Source organism: Phyllobacterium sp. SL163, assembly GCF_049896885.1.
Lineage (GTDB): Bacteria > Pseudomonadota > Alphaproteobacteria > Rhizobiales > Rhizobiaceae > Phyllobacterium > Phyllobacterium calauticae.
In genome coordinates this window covers 27422-45138 of sequence record NZ_JAFCVE010000001.1, presented here as the reverse complement: position 1 = coordinate 45138, position 17717 = coordinate 27422, and the positions used below count along the sequence as shown (strand labels likewise).

14 protein-coding genes are annotated in these 17717 nt (G+C 60.1%); 8 read left to right on the top strand and 6 right to left on the bottom strand.

The window, feature by feature from the left end; genetic code table 11:
* Nucleotides 1-264 precede the first annotated feature (264 nt).
* Nucleotides 265-1002 (top strand): acetoacetate decarboxylase, encoded by a 738-nt coding sequence (locus ACP7B1_RS00180; RefSeq protein WP_346305258.1) that lies wholly within the window; start codon nucleotides 265-267, stop codon nucleotides 1000-1002.
* Between the two features lie 59 nt (nucleotides 1003-1061).
* Here the strand turns inward: ACP7B1_RS00180 and preA are convergent, their stop codons facing one another.
* The 4 genes from preA to ACP7B1_RS00160 form a co-directional block, all read right to left on the bottom strand.
* Nucleotides 1062-2372 carry an NAD-dependent dihydropyrimidine dehydrogenase subunit PreA gene (gene preA, locus ACP7B1_RS00175; RefSeq protein WP_346305259.1) on the bottom strand — a complete coding sequence of 437 codons (1311 nt, stop codon included), beginning with the start codon at nucleotides 2370-2372 and terminating at the stop codon, nucleotides 1062-1064.
* Between the two features lie 11 nt (nucleotides 2373-2383).
* Complete coding sequence (locus ACP7B1_RS00170; protein ID WP_346305260.1) at nucleotides 2384-3841, bottom strand: NAD(P)-dependent oxidoreductase; 1458 nt, start codon at nucleotides 3839-3841, stop codon at nucleotides 2384-2386.
* A 226-nt stretch (nucleotides 3842-4067) separates the two neighbouring features.
* Nucleotides 4068-5681, bottom strand: coding sequence for a GMC family oxidoreductase (locus ACP7B1_RS00165; protein WP_346305261.1), 1614 nt, complete (start codon nucleotides 5679-5681; stop codon nucleotides 4068-4070).
* A 124-nt stretch (nucleotides 5682-5805) separates the two neighbouring features.
* Nucleotides 5806-6249, bottom strand: a complete 444-nt coding sequence (locus ACP7B1_RS00160) for an SRPBCC family protein (RefSeq protein ID WP_346305262.1) — start codon at nucleotides 6247-6249, stop codon at nucleotides 5806-5808.
* 254 nt (nucleotides 6250-6503) lie between these two features.
* Between ACP7B1_RS00160 and ACP7B1_RS00155 the strand changes: the two genes are divergently transcribed.
* The 6 genes from ACP7B1_RS00155 (at nucleotide 6504) to ACP7B1_RS00130 (ending at nucleotide 11717) form a co-directional block, all read left to right on the top strand.
* Complete coding sequence (locus tag ACP7B1_RS00155; RefSeq protein WP_223614085.1) at nucleotides 6504-6773, top strand: hypothetical protein; 270 nt, start codon at nucleotides 6504-6506, stop codon at nucleotides 6771-6773.
* A 173-nt stretch (nucleotides 6774-6946) separates the two neighbouring features.
* Complete coding sequence (gene pgi / locus ACP7B1_RS00150; RefSeq protein WP_426136486.1) at nucleotides 6947-8575, top strand: glucose-6-phosphate isomerase; 1629 nt, start codon at nucleotides 6947-6949, stop codon at nucleotides 8573-8575.
* 80 nt (nucleotides 8576-8655) lie between these two features.
* Nucleotides 8656-9714, top strand: a complete 1059-nt coding sequence (locus ACP7B1_RS00145) for a succinylglutamate desuccinylase/aspartoacylase family protein (RefSeq protein WP_346305264.1) — start codon at nucleotides 8656-8658, stop codon at nucleotides 9712-9714.
* Complete coding sequence (locus ACP7B1_RS00140; protein WP_426136187.1) at nucleotides 9714-10454, top strand: HAD family hydrolase; 741 nt, start codon at nucleotides 9714-9716, stop codon at nucleotides 10452-10454. Before ACP7B1_RS00145 ends, ACP7B1_RS00140 begins: the two co-directional genes overlap by 1 nt.
* Before the next feature lie 128 nt (nucleotides 10455-10582).
* Nucleotides 10583-10960 (top strand): glyoxalase superfamily protein, encoded by a 378-nt coding sequence (locus tag ACP7B1_RS00135; protein ID WP_346305266.1) that lies wholly within the window; start codon nucleotides 10583-10585, stop codon nucleotides 10958-10960.
* 121 nt (nucleotides 10961-11081) lie between these two features.
* Nucleotides 11082-11717, top strand: coding sequence for a LysE family translocator (locus ACP7B1_RS00130; RefSeq protein WP_346305267.1), 636 nt, complete (start codon nucleotides 11082-11084; stop codon nucleotides 11715-11717).
* A gap of 38 nt (nucleotides 11718-11755) precedes the next feature.
* Here ACP7B1_RS00130 and ACP7B1_RS00125 read toward each other — a convergent pair whose 3' ends face one another.
* Nucleotides 11756-13507, bottom strand: a complete 1752-nt coding sequence (locus ACP7B1_RS00125; RefSeq protein WP_426136485.1) for a long-chain-fatty-acid--CoA ligase — start codon at nucleotides 13505-13507, stop codon at nucleotides 11756-11758.
* A gap of 607 nt (nucleotides 13508-14114) precedes the next feature.
* On the opposite strand from ACP7B1_RS00125, the gene ACP7B1_RS00120 reads away from it, so the two are divergent.
* Nucleotides 14115-15746 carry a Na+/H+ antiporter gene (locus ACP7B1_RS00120; protein WP_346305268.1) on the top strand — a complete coding sequence of 544 codons (1632 nt, stop codon included), beginning with the start codon at nucleotides 14115-14117 and terminating at the stop codon, nucleotides 15744-15746.
* Between the two features lie 18 nt (nucleotides 15747-15764).
* On the opposite strand, the gene ilvD is transcribed toward ACP7B1_RS00120, so the two are convergent.
* Nucleotides 15765-17618 carry a dihydroxy-acid dehydratase gene (gene ilvD / locus ACP7B1_RS00115; protein WP_346305269.1) on the bottom strand — a complete coding sequence of 618 codons (1854 nt, stop codon included), beginning with the start codon at nucleotides 17616-17618 and terminating at the stop codon, nucleotides 15765-15767.
* Nucleotides 17619-17717 lie beyond the last annotated feature (99 nt).

The following is a 17717-nucleotide window of genomic DNA, read 5'->3' as shown; positions in this document are numbered from 1 at the left end:
GCGTGGTTCGACAAGCTCACCATGAGGGAGATTGTTGACTGCAAGGCCAATCGGAAATGCAGTGGATATAGCTCCCTGCCATCCACCTCCATCCCTCATGGTGAGCTTGTCGAACCACGCACGATGTTGATGCAAAACACATGCCTCACGCGAAATTGACAGACGCGGATTGTGCATTGCACTATTGTTCCGCTGCGTCGCAATATCCGTTGCCGCGCCTGGCTTGCATCAAAGCCGGTTCCCCTGACATCCGGAGATGCCCCCGTGAAAATATCCGATGTTCGTTCCGCCTATGCCATGCCGCTCACCAACCCCTCCTATCCGCCGGGTCCCTACCGCTTCATCAACCGCGAATTCGTGGTCATCACCTATCGCACCGATCCGGAGGCGCTGCGGGCGGTGGTGCCTGAGCCGCTGGAGATTACCGAGCCTATTGTCAAATTCGAGTTCATCCGCATGCCAGATTCCACCGGCTTTGGCGATTACACCGAATCCGGCCAGGTCATCCCGGTCCGCTTCAATGGCAAGAATGGCGTCTACGTCCATTCCATGTATCTCGACGATGATGCGCCGATTGCCGGCGGGCGCGAAATCTGGGGCTTTCCCAAGAAACTCGCCAAGCCGAAAATCTCCCATGAGGGCGAAACCATCCTCGGCACGCTGCATTACGGCAGTGTGCTCTGTGCCACCGGCACCATGGGCTACAAGCACAAGCCGGCCGATCATGCCGCCGTTCTGAAATCCATGCTGCTGCCGAATTATCTCATCAAGATCATTCCGCATGTGGACGGTACCGCGCGCATCTGCGAGCTGGTCGAATATCACCTGCAGGATATCGATCTGAAAGGCGCGTGGACGGCACCGGCGGCGCTCGAACTTCATGCGCATGTCATGGCCAATGTTGCGGGCCTGCCCGTTCTGGAAGTCTTGTCGGGAACGCATTTCATCGCCGATCTGACCCTCGGGCTCGGGGAAGTCGTGTACGATTACATGAAGGTGTAGCTGCCGGTTGCGGGCAGTCTGACAAAGAAAAAACCCGCCTTAACGGCGGGTTTTGAATGTTATTCGGCGGCGGCCTTGGCCATCGGATTGTTGGGATGGGTGGTCCAGTTGGCGTAGTCCGGTTGGATCGGCAGCTTGGTGCGCGGGTCAACTCCCGAGGTCATCGGCACCATGGTGATGCAGTTGTCGACAGGGCAGACGTTGACGCAGAGGTTGCAGCCGACGCATTCCTCGTCGATCACCTCGAAATGCCGGGCGCCGTCCACCATTGCCGTGATGGCCTGGTGCGACGTGTCCTCGCAGGCAATGTGGCAGCGGCCGCATTTGATGCACAGGTCCTGGTCGATCTGCGCCTTGGTGATGTAGTTGAGATTGAGGTACTGCCAGTCGGAGACGTTCGGCACGGCCATGCCGCGGAAGTCCTCGATGGAAGCGAAGCCGCGGGAGTCCATCCAGTCGGAGAGCCCGTCGATCATTTCCTGCACGACCTTGAAGCCATAGGTCATGGCCGCCGTGCACACCTGCACATTGCCGCAACCGAGCGCGATGAATTCCGCCGCATCGCGCCATGTCGTGATGCCGCCGATGCCGGAGATCGGCAGGCCACGCGTCTCCGCATCGCGGGCGATTTCCGCCACCATGTTGAGCGCAATGGGCTTGACGGCCGGGCCGCAATAGCCGCCATGCGACCCGCGCCCGTCAATCGAGGGATTGGGCGCAAAGGTATCGAGATCGACCGACACGATGGAGTTGATCGTGTTGATCAGTGACACGGCATCGGTACCACCGGATTTTGCTGCCCGTGCCGGTTTGCGGATGTCGGTGATATTGGGCGTCAGCTTGGTGATGACGGGCATGCGCGTATACTGCTTGCACCAGCGCACCACCATCTCGATATATTCCGGCACCTGGCCGACCGCCGCGCCCATGCCGCGTTCGGACATGCCGTGCGGGCAGCCGAAGTTGAGCTCGATGCCGTCCGCACCGGTAGCCTCGACCAGCGGCAGGATGGCTTTCCAGGCGTTCTCCTCGCAGGGCACCATGATGGAGGCGATCAGCGCCCGGTCGGGCCACTTCTTCTTCACCTCGGTCATTTCCCGCAGGTTCACTTCCAGCGGACGGTCGGTGATGAGCTCGATATTGTTCAGGCCAAGCAAGCGCCGGTCCGGGCCGTGGATCGCGCCATAGCGCGGGCCGTTGACGTTGACGACGGGCGGGCCCTCTTCGCCCAATGTCTTCCACACAACGCCGCCCCAGCCCGCCTTGAAGGCGCGCTCGACATTGTAGGCCTTGTCTGTCGGCGGTGCGGAGGCCAGCCAGAAGGGGTTGGGGGATTTGATGCCGAGGAAATTCGATGAAAGATCAGCCATGTCGATCTCCTTCAGCCAGCGATGTGGCTTGGATGGGTGGGGTGCTGCGCCGGGGCCGACGCGCCGTCCGGATTTTCCGCCATGACGGCTTCGACAAAGCCGCTGACTTTCTCCGGCTGCTGCGTCAGCGCCCGGTGGATGGATTCAGCGGCAAGCTTGCCGTCCTGCACCGCGGCCACGGTCAGGTCCTGACCACCGGCAATGCAATCGCCGCCAGCCCATATGCCGGGGATCGAGGTGCGGCGGTCGGCGTCGACGCTGATACGCCCCTTCGATAGGGCAAGCCCGGCTTCGGTAAGGATGCTCTCTGCCGGCGTCTGGCCGATGGCCTTGAAAATCTGGTCGCTGGCAAGGGTGATGCTTTCGCCGGTGACGGCAAGCCTGCCGTCGGCCATGGCGGTATAATCCAGCGTGATGCCGCAGACTTCACCGGATGCGTTGCGGGTAAGCGCCCGCGGCTGCAACCAATGACGGATGATCACCCCGGTTTTCAGCGCCAGTTCCTGCTCATAGGGGCTGGCGTTCATGCTTTCCGGCCCGCGCCGATAGGCGATGATGACGTTCTCGGCGCCCAGCAGCTTGGTCTGCACGGCCACGTCGATGGCCGTCATGCCGCCGCCGATGACGACAACGTCGCGTCCGACGGCGATCTGCGACAGGTCCTCGCTCTGGCGCAGGACGGAGATGTAGTCGACGGCATCGATGCAGCCGGCGGCATCTTCGCCTTCGAGGCCAAGCTCGTTCACACCCGGCAATCCCATGCCGAGGAAAACCGCATCAAAACCGGCTTTCAGCGCATCGATGCTGATGTCCCGGCCAAGCGCCTTGTCGTTCTCGATGGTGATCCCGCCGATTTCCAGAATGAAATCGAGTTCCTTCTGGGCAAAATTGTCGACGCTCTTATAGGCGGCAATGCCATATTCATTGAGGCCGCCGGCTTTTGGCCTGGCTTCGAAAATCGTCACGTTGTGTCCGTGTTTGGCAAGGCGATGAGCCGCCGACAAGCCGGCCGGACCCGCGCCGACGACGGCAACGCTCTTGCCTGTCGGCTCGGCGCGCTTGAAGGGGTGCTGGCCCTTTTCCATCAGATGGTCGGTGGCGTAGCGCTGCAGAAGGCCGATTTTCACCGGCTTGCCCTCGGCGGTCTCACGCACGCAGGCCTGTTCGCACAGGGTTTCCGTCGGGCAGACGCGGGCACACATGCCGCCGAGAATGTTTTCGGCCAGAATCGTCTTGGCAGAACCGGTGGGATTGTCGGCGGCGATCTGGCGAATGAACAGCGGAATATCGATGCCCGTCGGGCAGGCGTTCATGCAGGGCGCATCGTAGCAGAAGTAGCAGCGGTCGGATTCGACAAAGGCTTCATGCCGCGTCAATGCCGGGTGCAGATCGGAAAAAACATCGGTGTAGGCATCGGACTCTAGCCGCCCGGCCCTCACATCACGGATTCCAGAATCGATCGATCCCATGAAATCGCCTCTCCATTTCTGAAACTGCAGCATCCCGTTCCCTTTGGGCGTGCCGCAATTTGGTGATGGGCCGGTTTGTCCAGCGCCTGTTGATGGAAAGAATGCCAGATTTTCACAAAAGGTCAAATTTTTTATCAAACGGTCAAGAAATATGAAATTGAATCATATTCGTTTCGTTTGCACGGCTGGATATCCACGCAAATCTGGCAAGGGCAGCGGGGAAAAGCTAGATCAGATCGTTGAGAACAAGGCTTGCGCCTTTTGCCCCGACCATCATGGCGGCGGCATTGGTATTGCCGGAAATGATATTGGGGAAGATCGAGCAGTCGATCACACGCAGCCCTTCGACGCCGTGCACCCGCAAACGCGGGTCGACCACCGATACTGCCGGGTCCGGCCCCATGCGGCAGGTCGAAACCGGGTGATAGACCGTGCCGCTGCGCCGGCGGAAATCGGCAATGAGATCCTCATCGCTCCGGCAATGCGGACCGGGCAGCAATTCCTCGACGATCAGCTTCGACAGGGTTGGCGTCGCTGCGATTTTCCGCAGGAACTTTACCGCATCCAGCATCTCGGCAACGTCATGCCCGGTTGAAAAAGCGTTCGGCGCGATGGTCGGTGCGTCGAGCGGATTGCTAGAGCGGATATGGATGGACCCGACGCTGGTCGGACGGCAATTGGACAGGCCGATGGAAAAGCCCGGCCAGGGATCGGGGGTCAGGATCGGGCGTTCGCCTTCCCTCGGCCGCACGGTGGAAAAGGCCTGAAAATACAGCTGCATGTTCGGGCGCTGCCGCGACGGATCGGTGCGGAAAAAGCCACCGCCCTGATTCATGCTGATCGACAGGGGTCCCGTCCGCAGCAGCAGATATTCGATGCCGACGCGCAGTTTTCCCCACCACGGACGCAGCACCTGGTTGAGCGAGGCCACGTTGGCCCGGTAGGTGTAATTGATGCCGAGATGGTCCTGCAGGTTTTCCCCAACCTGCGCATTGTCATGCACGATGGGTATGCCGAATTCCTGCAGCCGTGCCGCATTGCCAATCCCGGACAGTTCGAGCAGTTGCGGAGAATTGACGGAGCCGCCGCACAGGATCACTTCGCGCCCGGCCCTGACCGTCTCGGTCCGGCCGTTGCGGGTGAACGCAACACCGGTAGCCCGTTTGCCCTCAAAGACAATCCGCTGCACCATCGCGCCGGTCAGAACCGTGACATTGGGGCGTTTCATCGCCGGGCGCAGAAAAGCCCTGGCGGCGGACATGCGCCGTCCGCCTTTCGTGGTCAGCTGAAATGGCCCCGTGCCTTCCTGCGTGGCGCCATTGAAATCGGGATTGTAGTGCAGGCCGGCCTCCTGCGCGCCCTTCAGAATCTGATTGGCCAGCGGATGAAACAGGTGCGAGCAATCGGTGACATGCAGTGGTCCGCCGCGGCCAAGGCTTTTTGCGGGGCCGTCATGGTCTTCCAGTGCCTGAAACACCGGCAGCACATCGTCATAGCCCCAGCCGGGATTGCCGCGCGCGCGCCATTCGTCGAAATCCTCCTTCGCGCCGCGAATATAGACCATGGCATTGATCGAACTCGACCCGCCCAGCACCTTGCCGCGCGGCCAGTAATCCGCATTGCCGCCAAGACCCGGATCGGCTTCGGCCTTGTACATCCAGTTGACGGATTTGTCGTAGAAGGTCTTGCCGTATCCGAGCGGCATCTGCACGAAGAACCGACGGTCCGTCCCGCCCGCTTCCAGCACAAGAACCGTGTGGCGTCCGCTGGCGGACAAGCGCTCGGCGACAACCGATCCGGCAGAGCCTGATCCGACAATGATGAAATCAAACGCGCGCATGAATTCCAGCCCGAACACAATCTATTTATCCAGGCAGGATATCCGGCTTCATCGTAGCAAACCCAAACGTCATTCCGCCATGGCTTATGGAAAATGCGACAGGCCTGTCGAATTGTCCGGCGTGTCAGGTGCCGGCGGCGGCCTGATTGAGATTCTCGAAAAACTGGGTGGCGAGTTTCTTGGCGGAGGAGGATATAAGGCGGCTGCCGAGTTGGGCGATCTTGCCGCCGACATCGGCATTGACCGTATAGGTGAGCACGGTCTCGCCGCCTTCCTCGATCAGGGTGACATCGGCGCCACCCTTGGCAAAACCGGCAATGCCACCCTTGCCCTCGCCCGTGATCGTGTAGGACAGCGGAGGATTGAGATTGCTCAATTCGACCTTGCCGTTGAAGCGCGCCTTGACGGGGCCGAGTTTGACGCCGACCGTGGCTTCCAGTTCCGTATCGGAAATCCGCTCGAGGCTTTCGCAGCCGGGGATGCAGGCTTTCAACACCTCCGTGTCGTTCAATGCCTTCCAGACTGCTTCGCGGGGCGCTGCAATGCGTTCTTCGCCGGTCATATCCATGTTTCAATGCCTCCCTGGAAGAAGAAAGCTAAGATAGACGACTTCATCTGTCCATGATTTATAAAACTTCGTTCTTCCTGCCACTGTATTAAATCCTGTCACAAAACATCATGATACTGGCGATGAAGATGCTGGACCGGACGGGAGCGGTGTAATAACAGGATTAAGACTTTGTGATTCCGCAGGGATGACGGCCACAAAGTACTGACCCAACTATTCTTCTACTTCATTCATCTCATCAAGGGAGACTGCACATGAAATTGAAAATGGTCGCCGGCATTTCGCTGCTGGCTGTCGCTCTCGTCGGCTGTTCCAAAGCCCCCACCTGCACCCAGGAAGAGCTGACCAAAAAGGCCGGTGAAATCACCGCTGCCGTTCAGCAGGTCATTACCAAGGACCCGTCCAAGGCTCAGGGAATCGTTGCCAAGATGCAGGAACTGGCCACCAAATATCAGGGCCAGACCGATCTGAAAGATGCCTGCAAGGCGTATGACGACGTTCTGACAGCCATCAAGGGCTCGTAAACTTTCGCGCCGCAGTTCCGCCCGGATTTGCGGCGCAGATTACCTGATGTAAAATCGGAAGAGATTCTGCTTTAAATCGATTGAAACAAAATGATTCCGGTGGCAGGTTCCACTCTGTCAGGATCAAGGCGTGACTTCAGGAGAGAGAAATGGCGACAGTGAAAGCGAACGACCTGCGTGGCTCCGTTCAGGCATTGAAAGCACACTTCAAAAGCGGCGCGCCGAAAAACATGCGCGCGACCTTCATGGAAGATCCCAAACGCTTCTCTCGTTATTCCCTCAGTCTCGACGATCTTCTCCTCGACTGGTCGAAGTGCCTGGTCAATGACGAGACGCTTTCCCTCCTTGCTGATCTGGCAAAAGTTGCCCATGTGGAAGCCCGGCGCGATGCGATGTTTGCCGGCGAACCAATCAACAATACTGAAGGCCGCGCCGTTCTCCACGTGGCGCTGCGCAACCGTTCCAACAAGCCGATCAAGGTTGACGGCGTGGACGTCATGCCCGGCGTCAACGATGTGCTGAAGCGCATGGGCGCCTATGCGGATGGCCTGCGCTCCGGCGCCATCAAGGGTTCGAAGAACAAGCCGATCACCGATGTGGTCAATATCGGCATTGGCGGCTCCGATCTCGGACCGGCCATGGCAACGCTCGCCCTGTCACCCTATCATGACGGGCCGAAGACCCATTTCGTCTCCAATGTTGATGGGGCACACATCGCCGATACCTTGAAAGACCTCGATCCGGCGACGACGCTGATCATCATCGCGTCGAAAACCTTCACCACCATCGAGACCATGACCAATGCCCGCGCCGCGCGCAAATGGATCGCCGATGCGCTGGGTGAAAAGGCTGTCGGCAAGCACTTTGCCGCCGTTTCCACGGCGCTCGACAAGGTCGACGCCTTCGGCATTCCGGAAGATCGTATCTTCGGCTTCTGGGACTGGGTAGGCGGCCGTTATTCCATCTGGTCGGCCATCGGTCTGCCATTGATGATTGCGATCGGGCCAGAGAACTTTGGCCGGTTTCTCGATGGCGCCCATGCGATGGACGAACATTTCCGCAAGGCGGCGCTTTCCAAGAACCTGCCGATGATGCTTGGTCTGGTCGGCTACTGGCATCGCGCCATCTCCGGCTATACCAGCCGCGCCGTGATCCCATATGATCAGCGGCTGGCCCGCCTGCCGGCCTACCTGCAGCAGCTCGACATGGAATCGAACGGCAAGGGCGTCACCGTCGACGGCAAGCCGGTGTCCGGTCCGACCGGCCCGGTGGTCTGGGGCGAACCCGGCACCAACGGTCAGCATGCCTTCTTCCAGCTCCTGCATCAGGGAACCGATACGATCCCGCTTGAATTCATCGTCGCGGCGAAGGGCCACGAGCCGCATCTCGACAATCAGCATGAGATGCTCCTGGCCAATTGTCTGGCCCAGTCGGAAGCCCTGATGAAGGGCCGCACGCTGGAAGAAGCCAGGGCGCAGCTCGCGGCAAAGAACCTGGCGAAATCCGAGGTGAACCGCATTGCGCCGCACCGTGTTTTCAAAGGCAACCGGCCATCGATCACCATCGTCTATGACAAACTCGATCCGTTCTCCTTGGGACGCCTGATCGCGCTTTACGAGCATCGCGTTTTCGTCGAGGCCCAGCTTTTCGGCATCAATGCCTTCGATCAATGGGGTGTCGAGCTCGGCAAGGAACTGGCGACCGAGCTTCTGCCGATCATCTCCGGAGCGGCAAAACCAACGGACAAGGACGCATCCACGCAAGGTCTTGTCGCGCACTTGAGGAAGCGTCGCGGCAAATAGGCTATAGTGGCCCGATAACAAACAGAATGGGTATCCGGCCTCTGCTCCAGGGCCGGAAGTGAGGAACTGGAAAAGCATTGATGAAGACGGAAACGATCCAGCTGGCCGGCGATGTGCCGGGCAATCATATCGAACTGCGTGTGCTGCGTTTTGCCGGCAAGGATGAAAAGGCGGTCAGTGCCTATCTGCAATCGTCGCTCCATGGTTCGGAACTGCCCGGACAGGCGGCGCTGCATTTCCTCATCCCCATGCTGGAAAAAGCCGGCAGGGAAGGCCGCATCGCCGGTAACATTACCGTTGTCCCGCAGGCCAATCCGGTTGGTTCCGCTCAGTGGTTGTCGCATCAGCATCTCGGCCGTTTCGAATTCTTCTCCAGCGGCAATTTCAACCGCTCTTTTCCTTTGCTCGATACGTTCGATACATCGGGCCTGGTTCCGATCGATGGTCCGAAATCCCTGGCTGAACGGCTGAAGGCGCAATTGCTGCGCCTCGCTTTGCCGCACGACATCGTGCTCGATCTGCACTGCGATGACGAGAGTGAAAACTACCTCTACATCCATCAGGCATTCCTGCCGGAGATGTACGATCTGGCTGCGGCGCTCGGATCAACGGCGATCCTGTCCTGGAACAGCACTGCCGATGCGGCCTTTGAGGAAGCCTGCGCCCATCCGGTATTGCAGCTGCCGGAAGCCAAACGTGACATGAAGCGGCGCGCTGTTACGACAGTCGAGTTCCGCGGATTGAACGATGTCGATATTGCAACAGGCAAGGCGGATGCGGAAGGCCTCTACCGGTTCCTGGTGCATCGCGGTGTTATCACCGACCCCGCTGTCACGCTGACGGTTGATTTCAAGGGCCCGGTTACGCCACTCGAGAATGTCGAAATGGTGCGTGCGCCGCAGGGCGGCATGATCCTGTTCCATGTGAACATTGGCGACGAGGTCGCGGCAGGCGCAAAACTCGTCACGGTGGTCACCGTTCCCGGCGACCCCTCCGGCGATATCACGCTGACGGCGCCGCAGGCGGGCCGTATTCTCACGCGGCGCAGCCATCGTTACACCCGCCGGGGCGACGACCTTCTCAAGCTCCTGGGTTCCAAGCGCTCCGATCAGGCGCGGCCGGGCTCGCTGGAAGCATGATGCCCCGCACGCATCCTTCGGAAATCCGTGCCATCCTGTTTGACAAGGACGGTACGCTGGTCGATTTCAACCGGACGTGGTTCGGCATCACGATGGAACTGGCGCACAAGGCGGCGGATGGCGATGTGGATCGCGCCCGCGCGCTTGTCGAAGCGGGCGGCTATGACTGGGAGATGGAACGGTTCCGCGGCGGCTCGGTTGTCGCCGCCGGAACGATCAATGACATTGTCGATCTCTGGCATCCGGAACTGACGCTGGAGGAAAAGCGCGAGCGTATCCGCAGCTACGATGATTATACGGTGCGCGAAGGGTCGCGCCGGGCCGTCGGCATCGACGGATTGCGCGAAACGCTGGAGCGGCTGGCCGCGCAGGGGTTCGTCCTTGGCATCGCCACCAATGATTCGGAAGCCGGTGCGCGCGCAACCGCCGAGGCTTTGGGATTGACCGCATTGTTTTCAGTGATCATCGGTTATGATTCCGTCGCACGGGCCAAACCCCACGCCGACCAGCTCGAGCTGTTTGCGGCCAAGACCGGTATTCCGGCCAGCGCCATCGCCATGGTCGGCGATAACGGCCACGATCTGGAAATGGCCCATGCGGCCGGCGCAGGATTGGCTGTCGGCGTTCTCTCCGGCAACAGCACGCTGGATGATCTGGCATCGCTGAGCGACGCCATTCTGGGCTCGATCGCCGATCTGCCGGATTTCCTGGCGGGACGCGCGAAAGCTTTGCGGACTTGATGGAGACAACACCTCTCGCTATAGAAATCCGGTGGGCACCGTCTCATGATCTGATCGACAAAAGCAGCAGCTCCAACCGGCACCGTCCGGGAAAGCCTGCCTGAGCTTTCAAGCCATGAGGTTATGACATGAACGATAGTCCCGCCCGCTCCATCCATTTCGGACGGATAGCAGCCATGCTGCCGGTTGCGGATATGCAGCGCGCCCATGATTTCTACACGGGCGTTCTCGGCTTTTCCAGAACCTTCCAGAATGGTGATCCCGTCGGGTTCATGATTTTGAAACGCGACAATGCCGAACTGCACCTGACATTGCAGAAAGGCCACAAGGCAGCGCCCTTCAATGTCATCCATATGATGGTGGACAATGTCGATGCCCTGCATGCGATCTGCCGGGCACAAGGTCTGCGCATCATCAAGGGTTTGAAGGACAAGGAGTATGGCCTCAGGGCCTTCGTCTTCGAGGATTTCGACGGCAACCGCATTGATGTCGGCCAGCCGCTTTAATCTCCGGCTGCCCTGTCCTTCCCCGTGAAGGACAGGGACGCGCGCCCGCTTGACCGGCTTCGTGCCATGGGTAATGTCAGCGGCAGGGATGTCCGTAATCTGGCGCCAAGAGGGGATGAACATGACCGCAACAACGCTTCTGGCCTTTGCTCTCGTTGCTTTCGTCGGCATAGCCACGCCGGGGCCGACGGTTCTTCTGGCTTTGACCAATGGCTCGCGCTTCGGTGTCCGCCGCGCCCTGGCGGGGATGGCGGGTGCGGTCATTTCCGATTTCGTCCTGATCGGCTCCGTTGCCCTTGGCCTTGGCGCCTTGCTTGCAGCCTCGGAGTTCTGGTTCTCGGTGGTCAAATGGCTCGGTGCCGGTTATCTCGCCTTTCTCGGCCTCATGCTTCTGCGCTCGAAGGGAACACTTGACCTGTCGCTGCGCACAGCCACGCACGAGCCACCGGCAACCACCCGCGCCATCTTTCTCAAGAGCTTCCTTGTTGCGGTGACCAACCCCAAGGGCTACCTGTTCTTTTCGGCCTTCCTGCCGCAATTCATCGCGCCCGATATGCCGCAAATCCCGCAATATGCTGTGCTGGCGGTGATTTTCGCCACGCTCGATTTTGCAATCATGTTCGGGTATGCCCTGCTCGGTTCGCAGGCGGTCCGCGTCCTGAAGAAATCAGGCGCGCTGTGGCTCGACCGCATCTGCGGCGGTGCATTGCTCGCGCTTGCCGGTTCGCTCGCGCTCTACCGGCGTGCCAGCGTCTGAAAAGAAGAAAGCCGCCTCGGGGACGGCTTTCTCGGATGTCAGCCGCGCAACTCGCGCCGCAGGATTTTGCCGACATTGCTTTTCGGCAGTTCGTCGCGAAATTCGACCGTTCGGGGGCGCTTGTAGTTGGTCAGCCGCTCGGCGCAGAATGCCTTGACCGCCTCTTCCGTGAGCAGGGGATCCTTGCGCACGATGAAGAGCTTGACCACCTCGCCGGAGTGCTCGTTGGGAACGCCGATTGCCGCCGCCTCGCGCACACCAGGATGTTCCATGGCGACTTCTTCGATCTCGTTGGGATAGACATTGAAGCCGGACACCAGGATCATGTCCTTCTTGCGGTCGACAATCTTGGTGTAGCCGCGCTCATCCATATAGCCCATGTCGCCGGAGCGGAAGAAGCCGTCCGCTGTCATGACCTTGGCTGTCTCGTCCGGACGGTTCCAGTATCCGGCCATGACCTGCGGCCCGCGAATGCAGATTTCGCCGACTTCCAGCAATGGCAGTTCCTTGCCGTCATCATCGCGAATGGAGAAGTCGGTCGATGGCAGCGGCGTGCCGATCGTGCCGGAGAATTCCGTGGCATCCAGGCGGTTGGCCGAGGCAACCGGCGATGTCTCGGAAAGGCCGAACCCTTCGGTGATCAGGCCGCGCGTCACCTCGAACCAGCGATCGGCGACCGGTCTTTGCACGGCCATGCCGCCACCCAGTGTCAGGATCAGGTTACGGAAGTCGAGCTTGCGGAAATCCTCGTTGTTGAGCAGTCCGTTGAAAAGCGTGTTGAGACCCGGGAAGACGTGGATCGGCACTTTCTGCAATTCCTTGACGAAGGCGGGAATGTCGCGCGGATTGGGGATCAGCACATTGTTGCCGCCGAGCTCCATGCTGATCATCGCATTCACGGTGAGGCCGAAAATATGATAGAGCGGCAAGGCGCAAATGAACGTCAGATTGTCCGGACGGCCCTTCTTGCGGAAGCCGACCTCCACCCACAGGCGCATCTGCGTGACATTGGCCACGATGTTGCTGTGCATCAGCACGGCGCCCTTGGAAACCCCTGTCGTACCGCCGGTATATTGCAGGAAGGCGATATCGTCCCGCTTGACCTCGACCGGCTTCAGCGTGAGCGCAGCCCCTTGCGCCAGCGCTGTTTTGAACGGTGTATGACCAGGGAGGGACCAGGCCGGCACCATTTTCTTGACGCGGCGCACGACCAGATTGACGATATGGCCCTTGAGACCCAGCATGTCGCCCATGGTCGCAACGACGACATGTTTGACCGGCGTCGCCGTCAGGACCTTTTGCAGCGTCGTGGCAAAGTTTTCCAGAATGATGATCGCTTTCGCACCGCTGTCCTTGAGCTGATGTTCAAGCTCGCGCGGCGTGTAGAGCGGATTGATATTGACCACAGTCAGGCCCGCCCGCAGAATCGCGGCGATGGCCACCGGATATTGCAGGATGTTCGGCATCATCACCGCGACCCGGTCGCCCTTGACCAGCCGGCGTGACTGGAGCCACGCCGCGAATGCCTGTGACTTGCGATCCATTTCCGCATAAGTCATCACCTTGCCCATGCAGGTAAAGGCCGGCCGGTTGGCGTATTTCTTGTAGGCGGTGGCAAAAAGCGCGTTGATATTCTCGTAGGGCAGCGGTCCGATCTCGGCGGGAACGCCTTCCGGATAGGATTTGACCCACAGTTTCGGCTCGGGCATTTGGGCGAGGGACGCCGCCTTTGCCGTTGCTGCCTCGGCGGCTGGCGCCGCCGCTTTGGCTTTGGCTGCGGGCTTCTTTATCGCAGGTGTCTTGGCGGGAGTTTTCACCGCCGCTTTTTCCGGTGCTGCACTGTTTGCTTTGGCAGCGGCTTTGGATTTTGCCGCAATCTTGGCTTCGCTCGCAACCGGCGCTGTGGTTTTCGCGGCAGGTTTTGTTGCCGTTCTTGCAGCCTTGGCAGCCGTCTTTACCACAGCGGGTTTCGCCGCACTGGCGGCTTTCGTTGTCTTGACCTCACCGGCTGGTTTGTTCGCGGCGGCTTTGGCAGTCGTGGCGGCGGGTTTCGCCGTTTTGGCTGGCGCTGCCTTTGCAGTGGCGCGCTTGGCTGTCACGGATGTTTTTACCGGCGTTGTCTGTTTTGCCACATTAACCTCCCCTGATGGTTTCCTTGTAGCTGGCCCACGGTCCTCCAACCCTAAACATGCTACTCAACAATTCTATCTATGGCGATAGGCGGTGCGCTTGCAAGTATTACATTGACGTAAACGTAAAATTGATTGTCGCGGAATTGTCGTGCTTTGCCGCCAATTCACCCAATCGGCACGATCTGGGCGCAAAGTTGCCAAGGTTCGCCTCGACAAAGCACCGGCCTTTCCTTCATCCTGCACCGACAATCAAAATGGATTCGCCGTGGAAACAATCACCATCGTCTTGCTGATGCTTCTGGCCGTTGTGGTCAGTGACTCCATCGTGCGCGTGCTGCCTCTGGCCGTACCGCTGCCGCTGGTGCAGATCGGGCTTGGCGCTGCGATTGCCTCGGTTACCAGCATCCGCGTGCAGCTCGATCCCAACATTTTCTTCCTGCTGTTTCTGCCGCCGCTGTTGTTTCTCGATGGCTGGCGCATCCCCAAGGAGGGTCTCTTCCGGGACAAGGGCATCATTCTGGAGATGGCGCTCGGCCTTGTCATCTTCACGGTGATCGGTGTCGGCTTCTTCGTGCACTGGATGATCCCCTCGGTACCCCTGCCGGTGGCTTTCGCGCTGGCGGCCATCGTCTCGCCGACCGATCCGATCGCCGTTTCCGCCATTGCGGCGCGCGTGCCGATTCCCTCGCGCATGATGCATATTCTCGAAGGGGAATCCCTGCTCAACGATGCGTCCGGCCTCGTCTGCATGCGTTTTGCCGTGGCCGCGATGCTGACCGGCAGCTTCTCGATCACCGAGGCGTTCTTTACGTTCCTCTGGCTTGCTTTTGCCGGCATTGCCATCGGTATCGGCGTGACCATTGGCGTCACGCGCGGCAAGGCATTCCTCGCCCGCAAGCTCGGCGAGGAGAGCGGCTCGCAGATTCTCATCAGCCTGCTCATCCCCTTCGGCGCATACCTGCTGGCCGAACATGTGCATGCCTCGGGCATCCTTGCCGCCGTAGCCGCCGGTATCACCATGAGCTATGCCGAGAACACGGCCCAGTCCATGGCGCTGACCCGCGTGCGCCGCACCGCGGTGTGGGATACGGCGCAGTTCGCCGCCAATGGCGCCATCTTCGTTCTGCTCGGCGAACAGCTGCCCGGCATTTTCTCCGGTGCCGTCGAGAATGTGCGGCACGGCGAGACCAGCCCCTGGTGGCTGTTGGTCTATGTCGTGGTCATTTATGCCGCTCTGGCTGCCCTGCGCTTTCTCTGGGTCTGGGTGTCGTGGCGCGTAACCATGGCGCAGCGCCGCAGGCAGGGTGAGGCCGTGGTCAAGCCAAGCTGGCAGCTGATTGCCGCCATGTCGTTTGCCGGCGTTCGCGGTGCCATCACCCTTGCGGGTATCCTGACACTGCCGCTGTTCCTTTACGACGGCTCGCTGTTTCCGGCCCGCGATCTCGTCATTTTCCTCGCCACCGGTGTGATCATCCTGTCGCTGGTCATGGCCAGCGTCAGCCTGCCGCGCCTGCTGCGCAACATCGACCTGCCCATCGAGGATTCAAACCAGCGCGAAGAGGATTATGCCCGTATCGCTGCCGCGGAAGCCGCAATTATGGCGATCGAACGGGCCCAGCACAGCCTGGCATCGGGTCGCGCTGACGCCGATATCTATACGGATGTCGCCAACCACATCATGGAGCTTTACCGCAAGCGTATTGACGGGCGCATGCAGCTCGGGGAAGAGCGCGAAGAGGTGGCGCGAAGCGAGGAGATCGAGAAGCTGCTGCGCATCACCGCGCTTCGGGCGGAACGGCAGGAAATTCACCGCCTGGTTCGGGCAAGGCGGCTTGAAAGCAGCATTGCCACAAAAATGGTGCGGGATATCGACCTACTGGAAGCCCGCTTCCAGTAGGTATCCGTTGAACCCCGATCAGTTCCAGTCCTCGGGAATCTGGCGCACGGCACCCCGGGCAGCACTGGTTGCCATGGCGCCATAGGCGCGCAGAGCCGTGGTGATCTTGCGCTTGCGCTTTTCTTCCGGCTTCCAAGCAGCGGTGCCCTTGGCTTCCATTTTTGCGCGGCGTTCGGCCAGGATGGCATCGTCGACGGCCAGATGAATCCCGCGGTTCGGAATGTCGATATCGATAATATCGCCATCCTCAACCAGACCAATCAGGCCGCCTTCCGCCGCTTCCGGTGAAACGTGGCCGATGGAAAGGCCGGATGAACCGCCGGAGAACCGGCCATCGGTGATCAGTGCGCAGGCCTTGCCGAGACCCTTCGATTTCAGATAGCTGGTCGGATAGAGCATTTCCTGCATGCCCGGTCCGCCGCGTGGTCCTTCGTAGCGGATCAGCACGATGTCGCCCGGTTTGATGCCGCCATTGAGAATGCCGAGAACAGCACTGTCCTGGCTTTCGAAAATGCGGGCGGGACCGGAGAATTTCAGGATCGAGTCGTCAACACCGGCGGTTTTGACGATGCAGCCGTCTTCCGCCAGATTGCCGTAGAGCACGGCCAGACCACCATCCCTGGAATAGGCGTGTTCAAGATTGCGGATGACACCCTTTTCGCGGTCAAGATCGACATCGGCAAAGCGGCGTTCCTGACTGAAGGCGACCTGTGTGGGGACGCCGCCCGGTGCCGCCTTGAAGAAATCATGCACGGAAGGGTTCTTGCTGCGCACCACATCCCAGCGGTCGAGCGCCGCGCCGAGATTGGCTGCGTGTACGGAATAGACGGATGTATCAAGCAAACCGGCGCGGTCGAGTTCGCCGAGAATACCCATGACACCGCCCGCGTGGTGCACATCTTCCATGTGCACATTGGCAACGGCCGGTGCCACCTTGCACAGGACGGGAACGCGGCGGGACAGGCGGTCGATATCGCTCATGGTGAAGTCGACTTCGCCTTCATGCGCAGCGGCCAGCAGATGCAGCACGGTGTTTGTCGAGCCGCCCATGGCGATATCGAGGGTCATGGCGTTTTCGAAGGCGGCAAACGAAGCGATGGAGCGCGGCAGAACCGTTTCATCGTCCTGTTCGTAATAGCGGCGGGCGAGATCGACCACGAGATGACCGGCCTCGACAAAGAGGCGGCGGCGGTCCGCATGGGTGGCGAGCGTCGAACCGTTGCCCGGCAGGGAAAGGCCGAGTGCCTCGGTCAGGCAGTTCATGGAATTGGCGGTGAACATGCCGGAGCAGGAACCACAGGTCGGGCAGGCCGAGCGCTCGATGGCCTTCACTTCCTCGTCGGAAATGCGGTCGTCAGCGGCCGCAACCATGGCATCGACCAGGTCGAGCTTCTTTTCCTTGTCTTCCCAGACGACTTTGCCCGCTTCCATCGGTCCGCCGGAGACAAAAACGACGGGGATGTTGAGGCGCAGCGCTGCCATCAGCATGCCGGGCGTGATCTTGTCGCAGTTGGAAATGCAGACCATGGCATCCGCACAGTGGGCGTTGACCATATATTCGACGCTGTCGGCGATGATTTCACGCGACGGCAGGGAATAAAGCATGCCGTCGTGACCCATGGCGATGCCGTCATCCACGGCAATCGTGTTGAATTCCTTGGCGACGCCGCCGGCGCTTTCGATCTCGCGCGCCACGAGCTGGCCGAGATCCTTCAGGTGGACGTGGCCGGGCACGAACTGGGTGAACGAGTTCACCACGGCGATGATCGGCTTGCCGAAATCCTCGTCTTTCATGCCGGTCGCGCGCCAGAGCCCGCGGGCTCCTGCCATGTTGCGGCCATGTGTGGTTGTGCGTGAACGATAAGGAGGCATTGTCGAAAATCCTGCTGATGACGGGCGAGGGAGCATCTCTTACAGAAAAAGTGCTTCCATGGCAAAAGAATGGAATTTTATTGCCTTGAAGGGGCGTGT

Excerpts from the sequence above, each read along its gene's own strand:
- preA (WP_346305259.1), bottom strand. The coding sequence starts at position 2,372 with ATGGCTGATCTTTCATCGAATTTCCTCGGCATCAAATCCCCCAACCCC.
- ACP7B1_RS00170 (WP_346305260.1), bottom strand. The coding sequence starts at position 3,841 with ATGGGATCGATCGATTCTGGAATCCGTGATGTGAGGGCCGGGCGGCTA.
- ACP7B1_RS00165 (WP_346305261.1), bottom strand. The coding sequence starts at position 5,681 with ATGCGCGCGTTTGATTTCATCATTGTCGGATCAGGCTCTGCCGGATCG.
- ACP7B1_RS00160 (WP_346305262.1), bottom strand. The coding sequence starts at position 6,249 with ATGGATATGACCGGCGAAGAACGCATTGCAGCGCCCCGCGAAGCAGTC.
- ACP7B1_RS00155 (WP_223614085.1), top strand. The coding sequence starts at position 6,504 with ATGAAATTGAAAATGGTCGCCGGCATTTCGCTGCTGGCTGTCGCTCTC.
- ACP7B1_RS00145 (WP_346305264.1), top strand. The coding sequence starts at position 8,656 with ATGAAGACGGAAACGATCCAGCTGGCCGGCGATGTGCCGGGCAATCAT.
- ACP7B1_RS00140 (WP_426136187.1), top strand. The coding sequence starts at position 9,714 with ATGCCCCGCACGCATCCTTCGGAAATCCGTGCCATCCTGTTTGACAAG.
- ACP7B1_RS00135 (WP_346305266.1), top strand. The coding sequence starts at position 10,583 with ATGAACGATAGTCCCGCCCGCTCCATCCATTTCGGACGGATAGCAGCC.
- ACP7B1_RS00130 (WP_346305267.1), top strand. The coding sequence starts at position 11,082 with ATGACCGCAACAACGCTTCTGGCCTTTGCTCTCGTTGCTTTCGTCGGC.
- ilvD (WP_346305269.1), bottom strand. The coding sequence starts at position 17,618 with ATGCCTCCTTATCGTTCACGCACAACCACACATGGCCGCAACATGGCA.